Genomic DNA, 18,858 nt, shown 5'->3' on the forward strand with positions numbered 1-18,858 from the left:
TCCCCCCTTGGCCCTGAGCCGGAAAAGCCACGAGGCCTAGTTTCGGCCAGCCTCGAAGGGAGTGATGAGCTCTCCGGTTTTCAATTTATCAGGAAATAGAATCACCTGCTTGCCGGAGGAGCGGAACTGTTCGATATCCTTGTCCTTCACACCGCGGAACTGGGCCTGCAGCGTCGCGGTTTCCTTGCGCTCGCCATCGGCCGAAAAAGCGATCGGGCCGACGATGGTCTTGTGCTCGTTCTCGCGCAGGTATTTCGCGATGCCCTTCTGGTCGAGCGACTTGGTCGCGCCGACCGCCGCCTCGATCATCTGGCCCATCGCATAGCCGAACGGCGCCAGATAGTAGCCGAGCGGATCGACCTTGGCCTCGACGGCGCGCTTGGTGTATTTGTCGAAAAATTCCTTGGTGCCGTCGAAATACATGCTCTTTTCCGGCAGCCAGGTATTGTAGTTCACGACGCCGTTGAGCAGCGAGCCGAGGTTCGACATCACAGCGGCAAATTGCAGACCGACCATGCCGCCGCCGAAAATCTTGACGCTGTCGCCGATCCCGATCTCGTTCACGGCGCGCAGGATGCCGGCCGAATCGGGCGGATAGGACGCGACATAGACGATGTCGGGCTTGGCCGCTTTCAGCGCGCGAATGATGGACGAAAATTCAACCGTGTTCGGCGGGTAGACCTGGTCGAAAACGATCGGGATATTGCGCTTCCTGGCGACGTCCCGCGCGGTGAGCGCGAGGTTCTGCGCGAATTCCTGATCCGCCGTCAATAGCGCCATGTTCTTGCCGCCGGCCTTTTGCGCCAGGTCGAGGAACGAAGCCGCCCAGCTATCGGCCGGCCCCCAGGGTGCATTGTTGAACCACATGTCGTGGCCGACCTTGCTGTTCACCTGGAACGAGAAATTCCCCATCAACAAGAGGCCGCGCTGCTTGACGAACGGCATGATCGGCGCGGTCGGTACCGTTGCATAGGGCGCGAACAGCAGGTCGACCTTGTCGACGTCGACCAGCTTGGCGTAGATCGCGGGCGTCTCCGATGCGCTCGACTTGTCGTCATAGACGACCAGTTCGACCTTGCGGCCGAGCAGCCCACCCTTGGCATTGATGTCGTCGCGCCAGATCTCGATGCCGAGCAACGACGCCTTGCCGCCGCCGGCGAGGCCGCCGGTCTGCGGCATCGACATGCCGATCTTGATCGGCGGCTGCTGGGCAAGAGCGCTCGACCCGTGCCCTACCACCGCGACGGCCATTGCGCCGCCCAGGAATGTTCTGCGTTTCATCGCTTCCCCCTTATGTCGTTGTATTTCTGCGTCCGCCGGATCTTCGCCCGGCTGCGGTGAAGTGGATCGTGTCAGTCTCGGGCTAGCCGCCGGCACCCGCCGGAGCCGGTTCGCTTTTGGCTTGTTTCATGATCGCCGACGGATCGGCGCCGACGCGCCCACTGGTCTTGTCGGCGGCACTTTCGCGCGACAACCGCATGTCGAAGCGGATGCTCGGCATGCCCTTGATCGGGCAGCCCGGATCATTGGCCACGACGTCGACGGCAAGATCGCCCGACGAGCCGAACACGACATCATCGGCCAGATGGGGATCGTCGCGCAGATAGAGCGCCGTGACCAGTTCGCGATAACCGGCTGCGCCGACCAGGAAGTGAATATGCGCCGGCCGCATGCCATGCCGCGCCTGCGCCTTCACCATCGCGCCGACCGGGCCATCCATCGGGATCGAATAGCCGAGCGGCTTGACGGTGCGCAGCACATAGAGGCCATCGGCATCGGTGGCGAACACACCGCGGTAGTCGACCGAGGTCGCGCTGGCCTGGATGTCATAGAGGCCATCGGCGCCGGTCTGCCAGATCGAGACGGTGGCGCCCGCGACCGGTTTGCCCGCGGCATCGGTGACGCGGCCATACAACACGCACTCGCTGCCGGGCTTCGGGTTCTTGGCGATCGAACTGCCGGCTGCAAGCGTCGGCGTGGCCTCGCGGTAGAACGGGCCAAGCAGACTGGTGTGGGTGGCTTCCTCGAGCGCGGTTGCGTCGTGCAGTCCGTTGACGAGCGCCGAGAGGCCGAGCGTATCGGATAGCAGGATGAATTCCTGCCGTTCCGGCGAACACATCTTGCCGGCGGCAGTCATGAATTCGATGCCCTTGATCCATTCCGCGGGCGTCAGGTTGACCTCGCGGGCGAAGGCATGGAGATGCTTTACCGCCGATGCCATGATCTCCTTCAGACGAGGGTCAGGCGTCGTCGCCATCTGGTCGAGCACGGCGTCCGTGATCGTTTCCGGCGTTAACTCACGCATGCGTCACTCCCTGAGCTGCCGGCTGTTATTCGACCTGCCGGCTGTTTTGCAGCAAGCCTAACCGCTTGTTGGGGATCAACACAAGGCGTTCGAAGGCGAGGCCTGCGCCCTCTCCTACGAATTGATACGGGCGAACAGGGTCACATGGCCCACACATTTGCGCATCGAACGAGCGCGGCCGGCTTCAGCCCACGATTTTGCGATTGCACAATTGGCGCAACGGCAGTGGGATCATTTTTCCTTTTCGCGTATCGGCGGTGCAGTCTTCTCCGCCGGCGCCGGCGGCAGCGCGGGCTGAGCGCCCGACTTCTGCGCTTCCGGGTCGGGACGGGCCGGCTGCGGCGGAACGTCTGATGGCCTTTGCCCGGTTGTGCCCGGTTCGGACGGCGCAGGCGGCGCGGGCGGTTTCGTTTCCGCGTCTGGCGTCGATTGCGTTGGCGGTGTCGCCTGCGCGACGTGCTGGGAATCGCGCGCCACGATCTCGCTCAGCGACAACGCCGAAATGATTAGCCCGACCGCGATCAGCGTGGACGCGCCAAGCATTTCCCTTCGGTATTTGCGCTGACGAGCATCGGCAGGCATATCGTTCGACCCACGAAATGGTTCGTGGGCTCAACGGCCGGCAAGGCGCATAGTTCCGCGGGGAACCTGCTTGGTACCTGTCCGAGACGCCTAGAATTCCAGCATCCCGGCGTCGCCGTCCTCGGTGCCGAAGGCCAGCAGCGTGCCCTTCGCGTTCCAGGCCAGCGCCGAGACCGGCTCGCTGCCGTTGCGGCGCACCAGAATTTCCGCGCCGTCCTCGAGCCGCACGATCAGCACGGTGCCGTCACTATAGCCTGAGGCCATGATGTCCTGCTTCGGATGACAGGCGACCATGGAAACGCGCGCCTGCAGCGGCGCCAGCATCGCAGGCTCCTTGCCCATCGGACCGTCCTTGCTGGCGAACGGCCAGATGATCACGCTGTCCGCACCCGACGTGGCGAGCCCCTTGCCGCCGGCGCTCCACGACATCGAGCGGACGCGGCCGGGATAGCCGCTCATCCGCATGTGCCTGATATCGGCGAGCCGCCAGCCATGCAGCGCCGGCTCATGCATGGCGGTGACCAGGAATTTGTTGTCGGGGCTGAAGGTGACGGCGAGGTGCGAGCCGGCCCATTCCAAAAATTCCGGCTTCGCCGCCATGTTGGGAAACCACAGCGTCACGCCGTTGTAATGGGCGACCGCCACGCGCAGGCCTTTTGGCGCGAAGGCGAGGCCGCCCACGGTCGACGGCGCATCAAAAGTCTTCTCCTCGCCCTTGCCGCTGCGGACGAACGCCGTCTTGCCAGCCGACCAGGCAAACGCGCCATCGGGATGCAGCGCGACATTGTCGATCCAGCGCCGCTTTGCGTCGGTCGCAAGCACCGACGTCTCACCCTTTGCATTCAATGCAACGAGCTTGCCGTCGTCGCCACCGGTGACGACGCGCTTGCCATCGGACGCTGTGCAGAGGATGGCGCCGCCGTGCACGACCACATGGGAGATTTCGCCGGTGGCATCGGCGATTGCGACTTTTTCCTCGGCACACACGAAGGCAGCGCGCTCGCCGAGGAAATGCACGGCGGAGACGGGAGCACCGACCGCGACGGATTTCACGCGGTCGGTCAGGGATGCAATGGTGAGCTGTTCGGAAGACATGATTTCCGTCTCACGCAACAATGCAGCTTTCGAAACCTTCGCGGATCGTCTTTTCCGGCAACTCGCGGCCGATGAAGACGACGCGGCTTTCGCGCGGCTCGCCTTCCTTCCATTGCCGCTGATGATCGCCTTCCAGCATCATGTGCACGCCCTGGAACACATAACGATCGTCGTCGTCGGTGAAGGAGAGGATGCCTTTCGAGCGCAAAATCTTCTGGCCCTCGGTGGCAACGAGGTTTTGCAGCCACGGCATGAATTTGGTCGGGTCGAGCGGCTTGTCCGACCGCAGCGACAGCGATTGCATTTCCTCGTCGTGGTAGTGCTTCAATCCGCCATGGCTGTGGCTGTGATCGTTGTGATGATGGTCATGATCATGATGATGATCATGATCGTGGTGGTGATGATCGTCGCCGGCGTCGAGGAATTCCGGCTCGATCTCCAGAATGCGATCGAGATCGAACGCGCCGCGCTCCAGCACGTCGGATAGCGCGACCTTGCATCGCTCGGCGCGGTGCAGCTTTGCATATGGGTTGATGCCGCGAATTCGGGCCTCGACTTCGGCCAATTCCGGTTTGGAGACGAGGTCGGTTTTGTTCAGCACGATGACGTCGGCGAACGCGATCTGGTTCTTGGCTTCCGGCGCATCCTTGAGACGATCGCTCAGCCATTTGGCGTCGGCTACGGTGACGACCGCGTCGAGCCGCGCGTTCTTCTGCACGTCTTCGTCGACGAAGAAGGTCTGCGCCACCGGCGCTGGATCGGCCAGCCCCGTGGTCTCGACGATGATGGCGTCGAACTTGCCCTTGCGCTTCATCAAACCATCCATGATGCGGACGAGGTCGCCGCGCACAGTGCAGCAGATGCAGCCATTGTTCATCTCGAACACTTCCTCATCGGCGCCGATGATGAGGTCGTTGTCGATGCCGATCTCGCCGAATTCATTGACGATGACGGCGTACTTCTTGCCGTGGTTTTCCGACAGGATGCGGTTGAGCAGCGTGGTCTTGCCGGCGCCGAGATAACCCGTCAGCACGGTCACTGGAATTTTTTGGGACGAAAGTTCAGACATAATGGCTCCGGAGCGGAAATGGTTTTACGCACCGGCAGCAGGGAGGCCCCTGCCCTATGGGCTCAGCGCGCTGGTCAGGGCCTTTATATTGTGCCTGACCATCGCAATGTAAGTGGGAGAATCGCCCTTTTCGCCGGTCAAGCTGTCGGAATAGAGCGTTCCGCCGACCCTGGCGCCGGTCTCGGCCGATATCCGGCCCATCAGGCGGGGATCGCTGATATTTTCGAGAAAAACTGCCGGTATTTTGGTCGCCCTGATCTGGGTGATGATCTTTGCGACATCGCGGGCGCTGGCCTCGGATTCGGTCGATACGCCGACCGGCGCAATGAATTCGATGCCGTAGGCGGCGGCAAAATAACCGAACGCGCCGTGGGTCGAGATCACCTTGCGACGGCCTTCCGGAATTTTGGCGACCGTCTCGCGCACCTCGCGGTCCAATGCGTCGAGTTGCGCCAGATAGGCGCTGGCGTTGGACTTGAAGGTTTCGGCACTGGCGGAATCGGCGGCCACCAGCGCGTCGCGGATATTGGCCACGTAGATCTTGGCGTTGGCAACCGATTGCCAGGCATGAGGATCGGCTACCGAGCCGAGTTTGAGCGGCGTAATGCCGGTAGTCGCGGTTACGACGGTCGCCTTTCCGCCGGCGGATTTGACGAGCCGTGACAACCAGCCCTCGAACCCAAGACCATTGACGAACACAAGCCTTGCACCCGCAACCCGCTTGGCGTCCGACGGTGCCGGCACATAAACATGCGCATCGCCGTCGGGCCCGACCAGCGTCATGACCTCGACGCGATCGCCGCCGACCTGGCGGACGAAATCGCCGATGATTGAGAAGCTCGCAACGACGTTGAGGCGGTCCTCGGCGCGGGCCGGGCCGACGACCGCGAGCATGGCGAGAGCGATAAGCCAGTACCGGATCATGACTACGCCTCGAGATGACGGCCGGGAAACATCTGCCGGACCAAACCGCTGACAGGGCCGAACAACAGCGATGCGACATACAGCACCGCCGCGATCAGGATGACCGCGGGGCCTGAAGGAATTTTCGTCTGGAACGACAGCACCAGTCCGGCATAGCCCGAGACAATCGCGCTTGCGACCGCGATGCAGATCATGCCGGTGATGTCGCGCGACCAGAACCGGGCGATGCCGGCGGGCAGGATCATCAGGCCAACGCCGAGGAGCGTGCCGAGCGCGTGAAAGCCGTTGACCAGGTTGATGACGACCAGCGCCAGGAACGCCAGATGCGCGGGCGCGCCGGCGCGAGAGACGGTGCGCAGGAACACCGGATCGACGCATTCGATCACGAGGGGACGGTAGATCACCGCCATCACCAGGAGTGTAATCGTGGCGTTGAAGGCGATCACCAATAGCGTCTGGTCGTCCATCGCGAGGATGTTGCCGAACAGCACGTGCAGCAGGTCGATATTGGTGCCCTTGATGGAAACGATGGTGACGCCGAGCGCGAGCGACACCAGATAGAACGTTGCGAGCGAGGCGTCTTCCTTCAGCTCGGTGTTGCGCGCGACGAGGCCGGCGAGCAGCGCGACGGTAAAGCCCGCGATCAATCCGCCCGTCGTCATCGCGAACAGATTCAATCCCGAGACCAGGAAACCGATCGCAGCGCCCGGCAGGATCGCATGCGCCATGGCGTCGCCGACCAGGCTCATCCGCCGCAGCATCAGGAACACGCCGATCGGCGCGGCGCCGAGCGCAAGCGCAATCACGGCGGCGAGCGCGCGGCGCATGAACTCGAATTCGATGAAGGGCGCGAACAGCGCGTCGTACAGCATCAGGCCGCCCGTGATGGCATATCGGCGGCGCAAGCTGCGGCACTGTCGTCGAAGGCTTCGCACATCTTCATCGCCACGAGCAGATTTTCCGGTGTCAGCACTTCGGCGGTCGGCCCCCACGCAACCGGCCCGCGCGCCAACAGCAGGGTTTCCGGGAAGTGGCTTCGCACCATCTCCAGATCGTGCAGCGCCGCCAGCACGGTGCGCCCCTCGCCATGCCAGCGCCTGACCAGCGCGATCAGGTCCGCCGAGGTTTTGGCGTCGATGGCGTTAAACGGCTCATCCAAAACGATGAGGCGCGAATCCTGCAGCAGCACCCGCGCAAACAGCATGCGCTGCATCTGCCCGCCGGACAGCGTGCCGATCGCGCGGTTTTCGAAACCGTTGAGCCCGACCGCGGCGAGCGCCGCCAGGATCTTCTCGCGCGCGGCCTTGCCGATGCCGCCGAACGGGCCCGTCGAACGCCACAAGCCGCTGCCGACGAAATCGAACACCGAGATCGGAAAGCTGCGGTCGATGTCGACGCTCTGCGGCAGATAGGCGATGTCCCTGCTATCGAGACCGCCGAGACCAATCGCGCCGGACAGCGGCTTGAGGATGCCGGCCACCCCCCGGAACAGCGTCGACTTGCCGGCGCCGTTCGGCCCGATCACTGCCATCAGCGCGCCCGGCGCGACCTCGCCGTTGAGGTGATGCACCGCCGGATGCCGATCGTAGCCGAGGGTGACGTTTCGAAACTTTATCTGCGCGGTCATGCTCACCTCATCGCCACCAGGACAACGGCCCACAGAGCGACGCTGACGGCGAGCGCTGCGGCAAGGCGGGCTGACAGGGTCATCCGCAGGATCGACCAGGGCGCGGCCTGCGCCGGATGCGGCGTCGCCGGACCGTGGCTGTGGGCGTGAGCGTGATGCGCGTGGTCGTGGGAGTGAGGCATGGATCGACGTTATAATATAACATTACGGAAGTCCACGAGGCGAAGCGGCCGTAAACCGGTGTTCTAGGAAGCCCTCGCCCGTCGTCCCCAGCCAACGGTCGCGCGAATGCGCGCCCGAGGCTCTGGCGGGGGACCCAGTACGCTGCGGCTTCTCCCTTTAATTCACGGGGACGCAAATCGACGTCTTTAGCGCGATCTGCGGGCGGCATGCCGAACCCCGTGGATTACAATCCCTGTCGTGTCGGGCCGATAGAAAATCAGATAGGGATAGGGTCTTGCCACCGCCCTGCGGATGCCATTCTTGCTGGTAAGACGGCCGGAATTCGGGTGATCTGCGAGCAGTTCAATCACGGCCTGGAGTCGCCGCTTGACGTTGTCTGCACCCTGTGGCGAACGAGCATCAATGTAGTCGAGGATTTCGGCAAGCTGCCGGAGCGCCCGGCGTGTGTAGCGGACCTTCACAGCCCATGCTTCGCCCAGACGGCGCGGACCTCTTCATCGGTTGCGAACTCACCGCGTGCGGCTTCGGCCAGCGAAGCATCAAGATCGGCAGCTTCCTCGGGTGTGAGCTCATAAGGCGGCTGGTCCACGCCTGCGAGTTGCAGCAGAATTCGCGCGAGATCGTCCTGCGCCTCATCTGGCAAAGCGGAAACGGCCTTGACGGCCTGTTCGAGCAAGCGGGTCATGCTGCAACTATCAAGCGGGTCATGCTGCAACTATAATGAGTTCGGTTCCTCATTGAAAGCCTTGTGGCCGGCCTCGCCTGCCCTCACGGCTTGCCGATCATCATCGCGATGGCGGCCGCCAGAAACGGAAACGGCACTGACACCGCGGCACGAAACCAGACGAAGCGGGCCGGCATGAACGGGATTTCCCAGAGGATCATGCGCTGAAAGGCGAACAGCGCCCAGGCAACGACATAGGCGATCACCTGTGGCGTGCCGCCGCCGACTTTCAGCGCCACCGCGCCGATCGAAAAACCGACCACCGGGCCTCCGGGCGTCGCCGCCCCCGCAATCACCGCGGTCAGCACGCCGAGCCAGCCGCTGTCGGGGCCGAGCCAGCCGGTGATGACTTCCGGCGGGATGACGGCAGCGATATAGCCCGAGCCGATCACGCCGAGTGCAATGCGCGGCACGATGTTGATGAAGTCCATCGAGCCTTCGCGCACCGACGACACCAGCACGACGCGGCCGCGCCGCCAGGCCATGAAGCCGAGAATGGCGACCGAGCCCCACAGCGTGAAGTCGATGATCAGCGCAGACGCCGTCACGACGGCTCGCCCTTCGGGTACATCCGCACGAACACGAAGCGGCCGAGCCAGCCTGCCAGCACCGGGATCGGCAGCGAGATCACGATGCGCCACAGCGTGAAGTCGGTGCCGAGAATAGGCAGCTCCCAGGCGACCGCGCGGCCGTAACCGATCAGCGTCCAGCTCACGACCATGGCGATGGTGGCGCCGAAATCGGCGCCGACTGTCAGGAGCGCCGCGGCCACCGGATAGGCGGTGAACGGGCCGCCCGGCAGGATCGCTCCGAATGCCGTTCCGATCAAAAGTCCTTTCAGGCCCGATTCCGGCCCGAGCGAGCGTGAGACTTTGTCATGCGGCAGAATTTCCGCGATGAATCCGCCGAGCAGGCAGCCGGCCAGCACGCGCGGGATGATTTCGCCGAACAGCCAGAGGTCATGGGTGAGAATATTGAGCACGCCGTCGATGCCGTCGCGCCGCCACACCAGCGCAGCGCAGATCGCGACGAGCGCGCCGATCACGATCATCGACCAGCCGACCGGCTTGCGGGCACGCCGGGGTTTTGGCTCGGCGTCGTCGGCTGGCGCCGGGTCTGTTAGCGGAGTTTCTGACAAGGCCGTGCGTTGGCGGGTGAAGCTAGTCCATCCTGCTTAGTCCCGCGCGTGTGGCGAAGCAAACGGAAGCTCGCACGATACCCATGCGCTTCTCAGGGACGCCCATGCGAGGACGTCACGCAGCCCGTGATCGTATGGCGGTTGGTTCAGGTGAACTGCCGCACCAGTGCGAGACCGCCGAACAGCCCGGCAATCGAGAGCACGACGGAGCCAATCACGTAAAGTGCCGCGAGCCCAAGCTCGCCGCGCTCGTAGAGCAGCGCGGCATCGAGCGAATAGGCCGAGAACGTGGTGTAGCCGCCGAGGACGCCGGTCATCAAAAACAGCCGCCAGGGCTGCGAGGCTTCGCCCTTGAAGGCGAGATAACCCGCGATCAGCCCCATCGCGGTCGAGCCGGTGATGTTGATGATGAAGGTGCCCCAGGGAAAGGCGGTGCCGAGGCAGCGGGCGCAGATGAGATTGATGAGATGACGCAGCGTCGCGCCAAGGCCGCCGCCGAAAAAGACCAACAGATAGCTCATCGCAGCAATTTTTCCACGTCACAACATCCCGGCAGAGTGGTTGTGCCGCACGGGAGCCCTCCCCGCAAGGATTTGAAGGTACAGCGGTAGCCGCACTACCACCCCTTCGATGTCTACTCCGCTGTCATTCCGGGGCGGCGCGAAGCGGCGAACCCGGAATCTCGAGATTCCGGGATCGATGCTTTCGCATCGCCCCGGAATGACTGTGCCTTAGGCTCCGGCCTTGCCGAACAGCTCGTCGACGTAGTCCCAGTTGATCAGGTTATCGCAGAACGCCTTGAGATAGTCGGGACGGCGGTTGCGATAGTCGATGTAGTAGGAGTGCTCCCAGACGTCGCAGCCGAGAATCGGCGTCGCGCCGTAGACCAGCGGGCTCTCGCCGTTCGCGGTCTTGGAGATTTCGAGCTTGCCGTTCTTGACCGACAGCCAGCACCAGCCGGAGCCGAACTGGCCAACGCCGGCGGCGGCGAAATCGGCCTTGAACTTCTCGAGCCCGCCGAGGTCTTCGGTGATCTTCTTCTCCAGGCGGCCGGGCAGCTTGCTGCCGCCGCCATTCGGCTTCATCCAGTTCCAGAAATGCAGGTGGTTGTAATGCTGGCCGGCATTGTTGAACACGGCCGGATTCTTGCCGAACGAACCCTTGACGATCTCCTCCAGGGACTTGCCTTCGAATTCAGTCCCCTTGATCGCGTTGTTTCCGTTGGTCACGTAAGCCTGGTGATGCTTGTCGTGGTGGTATTCCAGCGTTTCCTTGGACATGTGGGGCGCAAGGGCGTCGTGGGAATAGGGGAGATTGGGCAGCGTGAAGGTCATGGGGTGATGTCCGAACTGATGGGAGAACGTGGTCTAACGGGAACCCTTATAGAAGGTTCCATTGCGCATAAACACCGCAATTTGGCAAGAACGGGAAGGCTTCCGGTAACGCCGCGTCCCGCGTCCAGCGTATGACGGGCATGGCAGCCGCGCATCGGCGCTGTATGGTGATGAAATGAGCATCGAAATCGACGTCCTGAACGGGGACTCCTCATGGCCGCGCGCCGAACCGCTGATGCAGGCGGTATGGCCGCGCGAGATTGTCGAAAAATTGTCCTGGGGTCACGTCAAATGGGCCCATGCCGATCTGCGCGTGCTGATCGACGCACCTGAGGACGCGGAGAGGTCGGGGCTGGCCTGCCATGTCGGCATCTATTTCCGCACCGCGACCTGGGACGGTCGCAAGGTCCAGATCGGCGGCATCGGCGGCGTCTCGACGCGGGAGGATTGCCGGGGACGCGGCTATGCCACGCTGGCGCTCAACGCCGCGATCAGGACACTGCGCGACCACGAAGCGGTGCGCTTTGCGATGTTGTTCTGCGAGCCGCACAATGAAGCATTCTATCAGGCGCGCGGCTGGCATGCGTTCAACGGCGAGGTCTATGCCGAGCAGCCTGAGGGAAGAATTCGCTTCGAGGCCATGGCGCCGTTCGTGTTCGATTTCACCCGCAAGCCGCGCGATGGAATAATCGACCTATGCGGCCTGCCATGGTGACCTCTGCGCGGGGTGCGGGTGGCTTGCACGCGGCCAGCCAGATAATATGTCGTCCATAATCTATTCGATTTGGATCACGGTGACGCATGACCATTGACGCCCCGCTCGACATGCGTCCCACCGCCGCCGTTCCGTCCGCCCCGGCCAACGGCCTGCTCACCTCGCCGATCCTGCCGACGCTGCTGACACTTGCGCTTCCCAACGCGATCGCCATGGTCGGCATGACGCTGGTTGCGGTCGCCGAGACCTCCTATATCGGCCGGCTCGGTACCGAGCCGCTCGCCGGGATCGCGCTGGTGTTTCCCTTCGTCATACTGACTCAGATGATGTCCGCGGGCGCGATGGGCGGCGGCGTTTCCTCCGCCATCAGCCGCGCGCTCGGCGCCGGCGACCGCGACCGTGCGGCGACATTGGCCCTGCATGCGGCGATGATCGGCGCCTGCGCCGGGCTGTTCTTCACGGTAACGATGCTGGCATTTGGCCGCGCGTTTTACGCGCTGCTCGGCGGCCGCGACGGCGTGCTCGAACAGGCCATGCAATATTCGAACGTGCTGTTCTCCGGTGCGATCGCGATCTGGCTGGTCAACACGCTGGCCTCCGTGGTGCGCGGCACCGGCGATATGCGGATTCCATCGATCACGCTGATCGGCATCGCGCTGGTGCAGATCGCCGGTGGCGGCGCGCTGGGCCTTGGGCTGTTCGGACTGCCCGGACTCGGCATGCGTGGCGTTGCCGCAGGCCAGCTCGCCGCTTTCACGCTTGGGGCTATCTTCCTCGTCTGGCACCTCGTCAGTGGCCGCAGCCGGCTGACGCTGAACTTCAACGGCTTCAAATTCCAGCGCGACATGTTCTTCGACATTCTCAGGGTCGGCGCAGTGTCCTGTCTTTCGCCGCTGCAAACCGTGCTGACGGTGTTGATCTTCACCAAAATCCTGGCCGGCTATGGTACCGAGACGCTGGCCGGTTATGGCATGGGCTCGCGGCTGGAATTCCTGTTGACGCCGATCGCCTTCGCATTCGGCGTCGCCTCGGTGCCGATGGTCGGCATGGCCATTGGTGCGGGCCTCGTGACGCGCGCACGGCAGGTGGCGTGGACCGCGGGCGCTGCGGCCGGCATCACCGTCGGCGCCATCGGACTGATTGTCGCGGCAAAGCCGTCGGTCTGGGTTTCGATGTTCACCGGCGATCCCGGCGTCACCGCCGCCGCCAATGCCTATTTCACCTGGGCAGGCCCGGCATTCGCGTTTTTCGGGATCGGCGTCAGTCTCTATTTCTCTTCGCAAGGTGCTGCGAAGGTGGGCGGTCCCGTGATGGCCGGCACCGCAAGGTTGCTGATCGTCGGGGGCGGCGGCTGGTGGCTGGCCTCCATGGGCGCGCCGGCATCGGCCTTGTTCGCACTGGTCGGCGCAGCGATGGTCGTTTATGGCCTCGGCACGGCGCTGTCGATCCGTCTGACCCGCTGGGGCAAATGATAACGGCAAGTTGCACTCAATCCGACGTTGCACAAATCTGATTTATTGCTATGCAGGCCTGCTTTTTCGTAAGGAATGATTCATGGCTTGCAGAACGGCTTTCATCATCGCGATCTCGGCGGCATTGCTGGCCGCACCATCCGCCTTCGCGCAAGGCGCCGAGCCGACCGGCGTCTGGCTGACCCAGGCGGGCGATGCCAAGGTGAAAATCAGCAAATGCGGCGGTGGAATTTGCGGCGTGATCGTCGCCCTGAAGGAGCCGATCGATCAGGCCACCGGCAAGCCTCAGGTAGATGACAAAAATCCGGACCCGGCCCTGAGGCGGCGGCCGATGATCGGCCTTCCCCTGTTCAGCGGCATGAGCCCCAGCGGTCCCAACAAATGGTCGGGCCAGATCTACAATGCCGATGACGGCGGCACCTACGCCAGCAGCGTCTCGGTAACAGGCGCAGACACGCTCAAGGTCGAAGGCTGCGTCGGCGCGCTCTGCGGCGGGGAGAACTGGACGCGCGTGGGCCGGTAGGGCGTGTACACCTCCGCATACGCATCGGAAGCCGGGGAAATCAACCCGGTGATCTCACGGTATTCTTGGGGTAGCTACGTTGGTCTTTGGATTGAAAGTGGGCGTTCAGCCCGTCTAATGTCTTCATAAGGCTCGTCGTCCTGCTTCCTTCGCTTGTATCTTGCATCGCTGAGCCAATATGATGGCAGCCGTAATGACCCAGCAGTGCGGAATGCGAGACTGATTTTCATATGCGGTTGAAGGCTGCGGTCGTCAGTACGGTGGTTTTAGCGGTGACGGCCTTATGGCTGCTCGTACTGCGAACCCGCTTTCCATATCTGGACCAGATCCCCGTATACGATGCCGATGTCACGACTTCCAGCGCCAGGATGTGGGCGCACAATTGGTGGGTCAACGGCCCGCTCAATATGTGGTTTGCGACCCCGTACTCGCCTTTGTCGGTGGAAACACCTACCCTGGCAGATGTGACGCTGTATCAATCGTGGCCGCCGGGCACGTTCGTACCGATTTATCTGCTCGCCGAGATATTGAAGATCGAACCAAGCGTGCCGCTGATCAACTGGTTCAACGTGGTGACCCATGGCATGATCGCCCTGGCGGTGGCGTTCACCGCCTTCAACATCGCCCGACTCAACAGATTGCACATTGTAGCTTGCGGATTCATCGCCGTAGGCGTCGCATTTCCGGTCTTGTATCCTCACGGGCTGGTTTATTTTTTCTCGCAAATCTACTGCGTTACGATTGCGATCCTGTTGTACGCGGCAGCGTTCATTTTACTCGAATCGTTTTCGTATGTCGTGGAATCGCCGCGTCAGCGGAACATCCTGTTCGCGATTCAGCTTCTCGTCATCTATTTAGCGTTTTTCGTCGACTGGCTGTCCTACACGCTTTTCGCGTCATGGCTGCTGATCCGCATGGCCGGCGCGCGCTTCGGCTTCGTAGAAGGCTTTTCACGACGGCAACTTGCGGGTCTGGCGCTGTTGCCGGCCAGCGCCTTCGGCATCTATCTGTTTTGGCGATTTTTCACGCCGGGTTCAATCGCCAGAACCCAGGGATTGGCAGCATCCCTCTACGAGCTTACCTGGAAGATCGCCTATCGGATGAACCTGACCGACGCTCATCCGATTACGAATTTCACTGCGACATTCATAGAAATGCATTCGGGTTGGTACTTTCCGCATGTTCTCCCGTTAATCGTTGGCGCCACATTGGTGACGGCGACCTTGCTTGCACTGTCGCTTCGTCTCGTGGTCGATCCGGTCGAGCGCCGCTCGATTTTCGCGACGGCTTCGCTGCTGGTTTTGGTGACGGTCCCGTTTTACGCACATATGCTCCTGCTCTATCAGCACACGGCCATTCATAGATGGGCCATCGCAAAAGTGATGTTTGCCTACGCCCTCATTCCGTTTGCACTGCTTCCCGTCAGCGCCGTCGTTTTCTTGCGGCTGTACCGACATCCCGGCGCAACAAAATTCCGCCTCCAAAGCCGCGCTGCGATGGTGGGCACATGGCTTGCGATCGGCAGTTGTTTTTGCGCGGCCGTTTCCGCACGGGCTTTCGGCGGCCCATCCTTGATAGGAAGAATCGACCCTGATCGCTACCATTTGTGGAACGACATCAGCCGGAACACCGAGTATCGCGACGTGGTCTTTTCTCCTGTCCTTCAGGCTGCTCCGATTGGTGTCGAAATTGGAGTAGCCAACAAGGTCGTCTTTCCCGCAAGAAACTTCGAGGATGTTGAACAAAGAACCGATCGCATTTGCGGCGCGTTCAATGTGGTTGTCGTATTGCCGCCGGGAGCGGACATCGGAGAATTCAGGTCGCGCGAACCTGCCCAGGTGATCGAAACCAGAAATATCCGGTTGCTCCGATTTGCGGACTACCCCGGCAAGAAAATCGGTTGTGATTGACGATTCGGTTGTGATTGACGAGCGGCTTCGCAGAACCTTCTCCCCCGAACGTTACGGGAAGCCGGTACCACTTCGCTCGAAAAGGCTGTGGGACCTGAGACTAGGCTGCCATCGCTTTCAGCGCTGACGCCGCCGAGGCGTAGCCGCCGCGGGCGCCGTCGATGAAGTGGACGTGATCGCTGCGCATCACCGAGGGCGCGAAGCAGGTCATCATCGCGGCGTCCTGCCGGTGCAGGCCGTAGCGCACGATCTTGGCTGAAGCCGCCTTCGCCAGGATCTCCGTCAGCGCCCGTTCGAGCTCGACCGTGCAATCGAGAATCATCCGCAAGCCGTCGTCATATTTGCGGAAGTCGGAATTCTCCACCACCTGCTCCACGTAATTCTTCGGCACGAAATTGCCGACCTTGATGCCGAACCGCATCACCACATAGGCCCAGAGCGTGACGGCGAGCACGACGGTGCGCCGCTTCAACAGCGGCCCGCCGCGCGCGGCGCGAGCCTCATATTCGACGCCGGCCGGCGGCCAGCGCAACGGAGGACCCTCGGGCGGCACCGGCCGGCCCGCATCCGGGCTCTGCTCGACCAGCTTGATGACGTCCTCGATCACCTTGCGAAAGGCGTGCGGATCGGCGCCTTTGGCCGGCACCACCAGCACCGACAGAATGAGCCCGCGGGAGGAAGGAATTTCCTCGAACCGGCACGATAGCCCGGACAGATCGGGCTGCGTTCCCGGCTTCGCCGGCGGGACGGCGAATTCGCCCCGCTTCATTGCGGCATCCGCCCATCCCAGCCCGCCGCCGGAAAACATCGCATAGGACAGATTGGACGACGGCCCAAAGCGGGCGACTTTGATATCGAGGCCCTGCGCGCGGATCTCCTTCACCGGCACCAGCGCCACTCGCATCATCAGATCGAGATCGGCGCTGACCCAGGCCGCGGTCGCCGCCAGCGCGTCGCGCGCGCGCGAAAGATCGGCCGGTGACACCGCAAAGCTCGCGCCATCGCCGCCGAACACGAACGGAAACTCGCGGCCATCAAGCGCATTGGTCACGGCCGCAATCACGGCGGCGCCGGCCATGTTGACCGCCTTGTAGCGCTGATTGGCGATCGCCCTGGTCGACTCGACGATGTCGGCGACACCGACGGTCCAGTCGTCCGGCAACGGCGTATACAGCGCCGGGTCCATCAGGCTGCCGAAGCCGCGAAAGACCGGGATCGCGCCATAGAAAATGTCGGTGCCATCAGACGTCGTCATGGCGATCTGCGCTACCCCGCGTTCGCACCTTTCCTAGCAGATACGGCCGGTTTTGGAATCCGGTTCAGGCGCGCGGCAGAATGTCCTACCCCTTTGCGATCCCCCGCAGCACCAACTGGTTGAGCCGGTTGGCAAACGCCGCCGGATCTTCCGGCAGTTCGCCGTCGAGGATCTGCGCCTGCTCCAACAGCAGGAATGACAGGTCCCTGGCTGCATCCTTGTCGCCGGCAATCGCCGCGACCAGGGGATGGCGCATGTTGATCTCGAGGATCGGCTTGGTGGTCGGCCCCTTGTTCTGCATCGCAAGCAGCCGCTCGAGCATCCGGTCCTGTGCGCCGCCGCCGGCGACGAGGCACGACGCGCTCGAGGTCAACCGCTGCGAGGCGCGCACGTCGGAGACGCGCTCGCCGAGCGCGTCCTTGATCAGCGCGATCGTCGTGGCTTCATCGACGCCACCTTCGTCTTTCCTGTCCTCGGCCTTGTCATCCAACAGCGGGATCAGTCCGAAATCGATATCGCCCTGGCTTAAGGATTTTAGCGGCTTGCCGCCGAAATCGAGCGACGCGGAGGTCCAGAACGCGTCGACCGGATCGGTCAGCAGCAGCACCTCGATGCCGCGGGCGGTTGCGGACTCCAGTTTCGGATTCGACTTCAGCCGTTCGACGCTCTCGCCGGTGAGATAGTAGATGTCGGTCTGGTTCGGCTTGAGATCCTCGACATATTGCTTGAGCGAACGCTCCTCGCCCTTTGTCGTGGTGAAGCGCGACAATGCGAGCAGCTTCTCGCGACGCTCAAAGTCCTCCCAGATACCTTCCTTGATCACAGGGCCGAACGCGTCCCAGATTTTTGCGAACGCTTCCGGCTCCTTTTCGCCGAGGCTTTCCAGCTCCGATATCACGCGGCCGGTAACGGCCTTTCGGATCTGCGTGAGCTGCGGATTGTTCTGCAGCATCTCGCGCGAGATGTTGAGCGGCAAATCTTCGCTGTCGATCACGCCGCGGATGAAGCGCAGATAGGCCGGCAAGAGATCGGCGTCGTCGGCGATGAAGACGCGGCGGACATAGAGCTTGACCTTGCCCTTGCGCGCCTGGTCGAACAGGTCGAACGGCTTTGTCGACGGCGCAAACAGCAGCACCGCATAGGACTGCCGGCCCTCGGCGCGATAATGCAGCGTCATTGCCGGCTCGTCGAACGCGCCGGCGACCTGCTGGTAGGACTGCTTGTAGTCTTCCGGCGAGAGTTCCGATTTCGACCGCTGCCATAGCGCGCTGGCCGAATTGATCTGGCGCGGCTCGCCCTCCTCCGGCACCAGTTCGATCGGAAACTGGATGTTGTCGGACCAGGCGCGGACGACACGTTCGATTTCGTAGGTCTCGAGATATTTGGATGCCTCTTTCTTCAGGTGCAGGACGATCTCGGTGCCGCGGGTGACGCGCGCGGCATCCTCGTCGCTGGCTTGAGCGATTTCAAATCCGCTGCCGCCGGAGGACGACCAGACGAAGACCTGATCGGAACCGGCGCGGCGGCTGGTAACGACGATGCGCTCGGCGACCATGAACGCCGCATAGAAGCCGACGCCGAACTGGCCGATCAGATTGGCGCCGTCCTTGGCCTCGGTCAGGCGCGAGAGAAACGACTTTGTGCCGGAGCGCGCGATGGTGCCGAGATTGTCGATCAGCTCCTGGCGGTCCATGCCGATGCCGCTGTCGACGACGCTAAGCGTATTGGCCTTCTTGTCCGGCGCGATACGGATCTTGGGCGGAGCGCCGTCGGCGATCAGCTCGGGCGCTGATATCGCCTCATAGCGCAGCTTGTCGCAGGCGTCAGATGCATTGGAAATCAGCTCGCGCAGGAAGATATCGGTCTCCGAATAGACCGAGTGCACCATCAGGTTCAGAAGCTCGGCAACCTCGGCCTGGAACGGCTGGGATTCGGGGGCAGTGGTGGTCGTCATACGGGGCTCGCAATGCAAACAGGGCAGGACGGGAAGCCCTGATATAAC

General features: G+C 62.7%; 21 protein-coding genes. 4 read left to right on the plus strand and 17 right to left on the minus strand.

The window, feature by feature from the left end; genetic code table 11:
• Nucleotides 1-36 precede the first annotated feature (36 nt).
• From V1292_RS03585 to V1292_RS03655, 15 genes are all read right to left on the minus strand, one after another.
• Nucleotides 37-1,281: an amino acid ABC transporter substrate-binding protein gene (locus tag V1292_RS03585; RefSeq protein ID WP_334370343.1), complete on the minus strand. Its 1,245-nt coding sequence runs from the start codon at nt 1,279-1,281 to the stop codon at nt 37-39.
• An 82-nt stretch (nt 1,282-1,363) separates the two neighbouring features.
• The gene (locus V1292_RS03590) at nt 1,364-2,305 is read right to left on the minus strand and encodes a dioxygenase family protein (protein ID WP_334370344.1); all 942 of its coding nucleotides are present in this window, start codon (nt 2,303-2,305) and stop codon (nt 1,364-1,366) included.
• Nucleotides 2,306-2,536: 231 nt separating this feature from the next.
• Entirely contained in the window at nt 2,537-2,848 is a 312-nt protein-coding gene (locus V1292_RS03595) for a hypothetical protein (protein ID WP_334370345.1), read from the minus strand.
• A 129-nt stretch (nt 2,849-2,977) separates the two neighbouring features.
• Nucleotides 2,978-3,982 carry a WD40 repeat domain-containing protein gene (locus V1292_RS03600; protein ID WP_334370346.1) on the minus strand — a complete coding sequence of 335 codons (1,005 nt, stop codon included), beginning with the start codon at nt 3,980-3,982 and terminating at the stop codon, nt 2,978-2,980.
• Between the two features lie 10 nt (nt 3,983-3,992).
• A complete protein-coding gene (locus V1292_RS03605) occupies nt 3,993-5,051 on the minus strand; it encodes a CobW family GTP-binding protein (RefSeq protein ID WP_334370347.1) in 1,059 nt (352 codons plus the stop codon).
• A gap of 54 nt (nt 5,052-5,105) precedes the next feature.
• Nucleotides 5,106-5,975: a metal ABC transporter substrate-binding protein gene (locus tag V1292_RS03610; protein WP_334370348.1), complete on the minus strand. Its 870-nt coding sequence runs from the start codon at nt 5,973-5,975 to the stop codon at nt 5,106-5,108.
• 2 nt (nt 5,976-5,977) lie between these two features.
• The gene (locus V1292_RS03615) at nt 5,978-6,847 is read right to left on the minus strand and encodes a metal ABC transporter permease (RefSeq protein WP_213289001.1); all 870 of its coding nucleotides are present in this window, start codon (nt 6,845-6,847) and stop codon (nt 5,978-5,980) included.
• Complete coding sequence (locus tag V1292_RS03620; RefSeq protein ID WP_028350500.1) at nt 6,847-7,602, minus strand: metal ABC transporter ATP-binding protein; 756 nt, start codon at nt 7,600-7,602, stop codon at nt 6,847-6,849. Before V1292_RS03620 ends, V1292_RS03615 begins: the two co-directional genes overlap by 1 nt.
• A 2-nt stretch (nt 7,603-7,604) precedes the next feature.
• Nucleotides 7,605-7,784, minus strand: a complete 180-nt coding sequence (locus tag V1292_RS03625; RefSeq protein ID WP_334370349.1) for a hypothetical protein — start codon at nt 7,782-7,784, stop codon at nt 7,605-7,607.
• A gap of 186 nt (nt 7,785-7,970) precedes the next feature.
• The gene (locus V1292_RS03630; protein ID WP_334370350.1) at nt 7,971-8,246 is read right to left on the minus strand and encodes a type II toxin-antitoxin system RelE/ParE family toxin; all 276 of its coding nucleotides are present in this window, start codon (nt 8,244-8,246) and stop codon (nt 7,971-7,973) included.
• Nucleotides 8,243-8,470: a hypothetical protein gene (locus tag V1292_RS03635; protein WP_334370351.1), complete on the minus strand. Its 228-nt coding sequence runs from the start codon at nt 8,468-8,470 to the stop codon at nt 8,243-8,245. The genes V1292_RS03630 and V1292_RS03635 overlap by 4 nt, the downstream gene beginning before the upstream one ends.
• Nucleotides 8,471-8,553: 83 nt before the next feature.
• On the minus strand, nt 8,554-8,994 hold the full coding sequence (locus V1292_RS03640; protein WP_334376928.1) for a hypothetical protein: 441 nt from the start codon (nt 8,992-8,994) through the stop codon (nt 8,554-8,556).
• Nucleotides 8,995-9,053: 59 nt separating this feature from the next.
• Nucleotides 9,054-9,647 carry a permease gene (locus tag V1292_RS03645; protein ID WP_334370352.1) on the minus strand — a complete coding sequence of 198 codons (594 nt, stop codon included), beginning with the start codon at nt 9,645-9,647 and terminating at the stop codon, nt 9,054-9,056.
• A 146-nt stretch (nt 9,648-9,793) separates the two neighbouring features.
• Nucleotides 9,794-10,168 carry a fluoride efflux transporter CrcB gene (crcB, locus tag V1292_RS03650; protein WP_334370353.1) on the minus strand — a complete coding sequence of 125 codons (375 nt, stop codon included), beginning with the start codon at nt 10,166-10,168 and terminating at the stop codon, nt 9,794-9,796.
• Nucleotides 10,169-10,378: 210 nt separating this feature from the next.
• Nucleotides 10,379-10,981, minus strand: coding sequence for a superoxide dismutase (locus V1292_RS03655; RefSeq protein WP_065743750.1), 603 nt, complete (start codon nt 10,979-10,981; stop codon nt 10,379-10,381).
• A 175-nt stretch (nt 10,982-11,156) separates the two neighbouring features.
• On the opposite strand from V1292_RS03655, the gene V1292_RS03660 reads away from it, so the two are divergent.
• From V1292_RS03660 to V1292_RS03675, 4 genes are all read left to right on the plus strand, one after another.
• The gene (locus V1292_RS03660) at nt 11,157-11,696 is read left to right on the plus strand and encodes a GNAT family N-acetyltransferase (RefSeq protein WP_334370354.1); all 540 of its coding nucleotides are present in this window, start codon (nt 11,157-11,159) and stop codon (nt 11,694-11,696) included.
• A gap of 86 nt (nt 11,697-11,782) precedes the next feature.
• The gene (locus tag V1292_RS03665; RefSeq protein ID WP_334370355.1) at nt 11,783-13,168 is read left to right on the plus strand and encodes an MATE family efflux transporter; all 1,386 of its coding nucleotides are present in this window, start codon (nt 11,783-11,785) and stop codon (nt 13,166-13,168) included.
• An 82-nt stretch (nt 13,169-13,250) separates the two neighbouring features.
• Nucleotides 13,251-13,691 (plus strand): DUF2147 domain-containing protein, encoded by a 441-nt coding sequence (locus V1292_RS03670; protein WP_334370356.1) that lies wholly within the window; start codon nt 13,251-13,253, stop codon nt 13,689-13,691.
• Between the two features lie 230 nt (nt 13,692-13,921).
• Nucleotides 13,922-15,601, plus strand: coding sequence for a hypothetical protein (locus tag V1292_RS03675; RefSeq protein ID WP_334370357.1), 1,680 nt, complete (start codon nt 13,922-13,924; stop codon nt 15,599-15,601).
• A 100-nt stretch (nt 15,602-15,701) separates the two neighbouring features.
• Here the strand turns inward: V1292_RS03675 and V1292_RS03680 are convergent, their stop codons facing one another.
• Nucleotides 15,702-16,856, minus strand: a complete 1,155-nt coding sequence (locus V1292_RS03680; protein ID WP_334370358.1) for a DUF3095 domain-containing protein — start codon at nt 16,854-16,856, stop codon at nt 15,702-15,704.
• Between the two features lie 85 nt (nt 16,857-16,941).
• Complete coding sequence (gene htpG, locus V1292_RS03685; protein WP_334370359.1) at nt 16,942-18,810, minus strand: molecular chaperone HtpG; 1,869 nt, start codon at nt 18,808-18,810, stop codon at nt 16,942-16,944.
• Between the last annotated feature and the right edge of the window lie 48 nt (nt 18,811-18,858).

Origin of the sequence: Bradyrhizobium sp. AZCC 1719, assembly GCF_036924525.1 — a bacterium.
In the GTDB taxonomy this organism is placed as follows: domain Bacteria; phylum Pseudomonadota; class Alphaproteobacteria; order Rhizobiales; family Xanthobacteraceae; genus Bradyrhizobium.

Coding starts and splice junctions, on each gene's coding strand:
- V1292_RS03585 (WP_334370343.1), bottom strand. CDS start 1,281: ATGAAACGCAGAACATTCCTGGGCGGCGCAATGGCCGTCGCGGTGGTA.
- V1292_RS03595 (WP_334370345.1), bottom strand. CDS start 2,848: ATGCTTGGCGCGTCCACGCTGATCGCGGTCGGGCTAATCATTTCGGCG.
- V1292_RS03670 (WP_334370356.1), top strand. CDS start 13,251: ATGGCTTGCAGAACGGCTTTCATCATCGCGATCTCGGCGGCATTGCTG.
- V1292_RS03640 (WP_334376928.1), bottom strand. CDS start 8,994: ATGGCCTGGCGGCGCGGCCGCGTCGTGCTGGTGTCGTCGGTGCGCGAA.
- V1292_RS03680 (WP_334370358.1), bottom strand. CDS start 16,856: ATGACGACGTCTGATGGCACCGACATTTTCTATGGCGCGATCCCGGTC.
- V1292_RS03675 (WP_334370357.1), top strand. CDS start 13,922: ATGCGGTTGAAGGCTGCGGTCGTCAGTACGGTGGTTTTAGCGGTGACG.
- V1292_RS03620 (WP_028350500.1), bottom strand. CDS start 7,602: ATGACCGCGCAGATAAAGTTTCGAAACGTCACCCTCGGCTACGATCGG.
- htpG (WP_334370359.1), bottom strand. CDS start 18,810: ATGACGACCACCACTGCCCCCGAATCCCAGCCGTTCCAGGCCGAGGTT.
- V1292_RS03660 (WP_334370354.1), top strand. CDS start 11,157: ATGAGCATCGAAATCGACGTCCTGAACGGGGACTCCTCATGGCCGCGC.
- V1292_RS03590 (WP_334370344.1), bottom strand. CDS start 2,305: ATGCGTGAGTTAACGCCGGAAACGATCACGGACGCCGTGCTCGACCAG.
- V1292_RS03625 (WP_334370349.1), bottom strand. CDS start 7,784: ATGCCTCACTCCCACGACCACGCGCATCACGCTCACGCCCACAGCCAC.
- V1292_RS03600 (WP_334370346.1), bottom strand. CDS start 3,982: ATGTCTTCCGAACAGCTCACCATTGCATCCCTGACCGACCGCGTGAAA.
- V1292_RS03605 (WP_334370347.1), bottom strand. CDS start 5,051: ATGTCTGAACTTTCGTCCCAAAAAATTCCAGTGACCGTGCTGACGGGT.
- crcB (WP_334370353.1), bottom strand. CDS start 10,168: ATGAGCTATCTGTTGGTCTTTTTCGGCGGCGGCCTTGGCGCGACGCTG.
- V1292_RS03665 (WP_334370355.1), top strand. CDS start 11,783: ATGACCATTGACGCCCCGCTCGACATGCGTCCCACCGCCGCCGTTCCG.
- V1292_RS03610 (WP_334370348.1), bottom strand. CDS start 5,975: ATGATCCGGTACTGGCTTATCGCTCTCGCCATGCTCGCGGTCGTCGGC.
- V1292_RS03635 (WP_334370351.1), bottom strand. CDS start 8,470: ATGACCCGCTTGCTCGAACAGGCCGTCAAGGCCGTTTCCGCTTTGCCA.
- V1292_RS03615 (WP_213289001.1), bottom strand. CDS start 6,847: ATGCTGTACGACGCGCTGTTCGCGCCCTTCATCGAATTCGAGTTCATG.
- V1292_RS03655 (WP_065743750.1), bottom strand. CDS start 10,981: ATGACCTTCACGCTGCCCAATCTCCCCTATTCCCACGACGCCCTTGCG.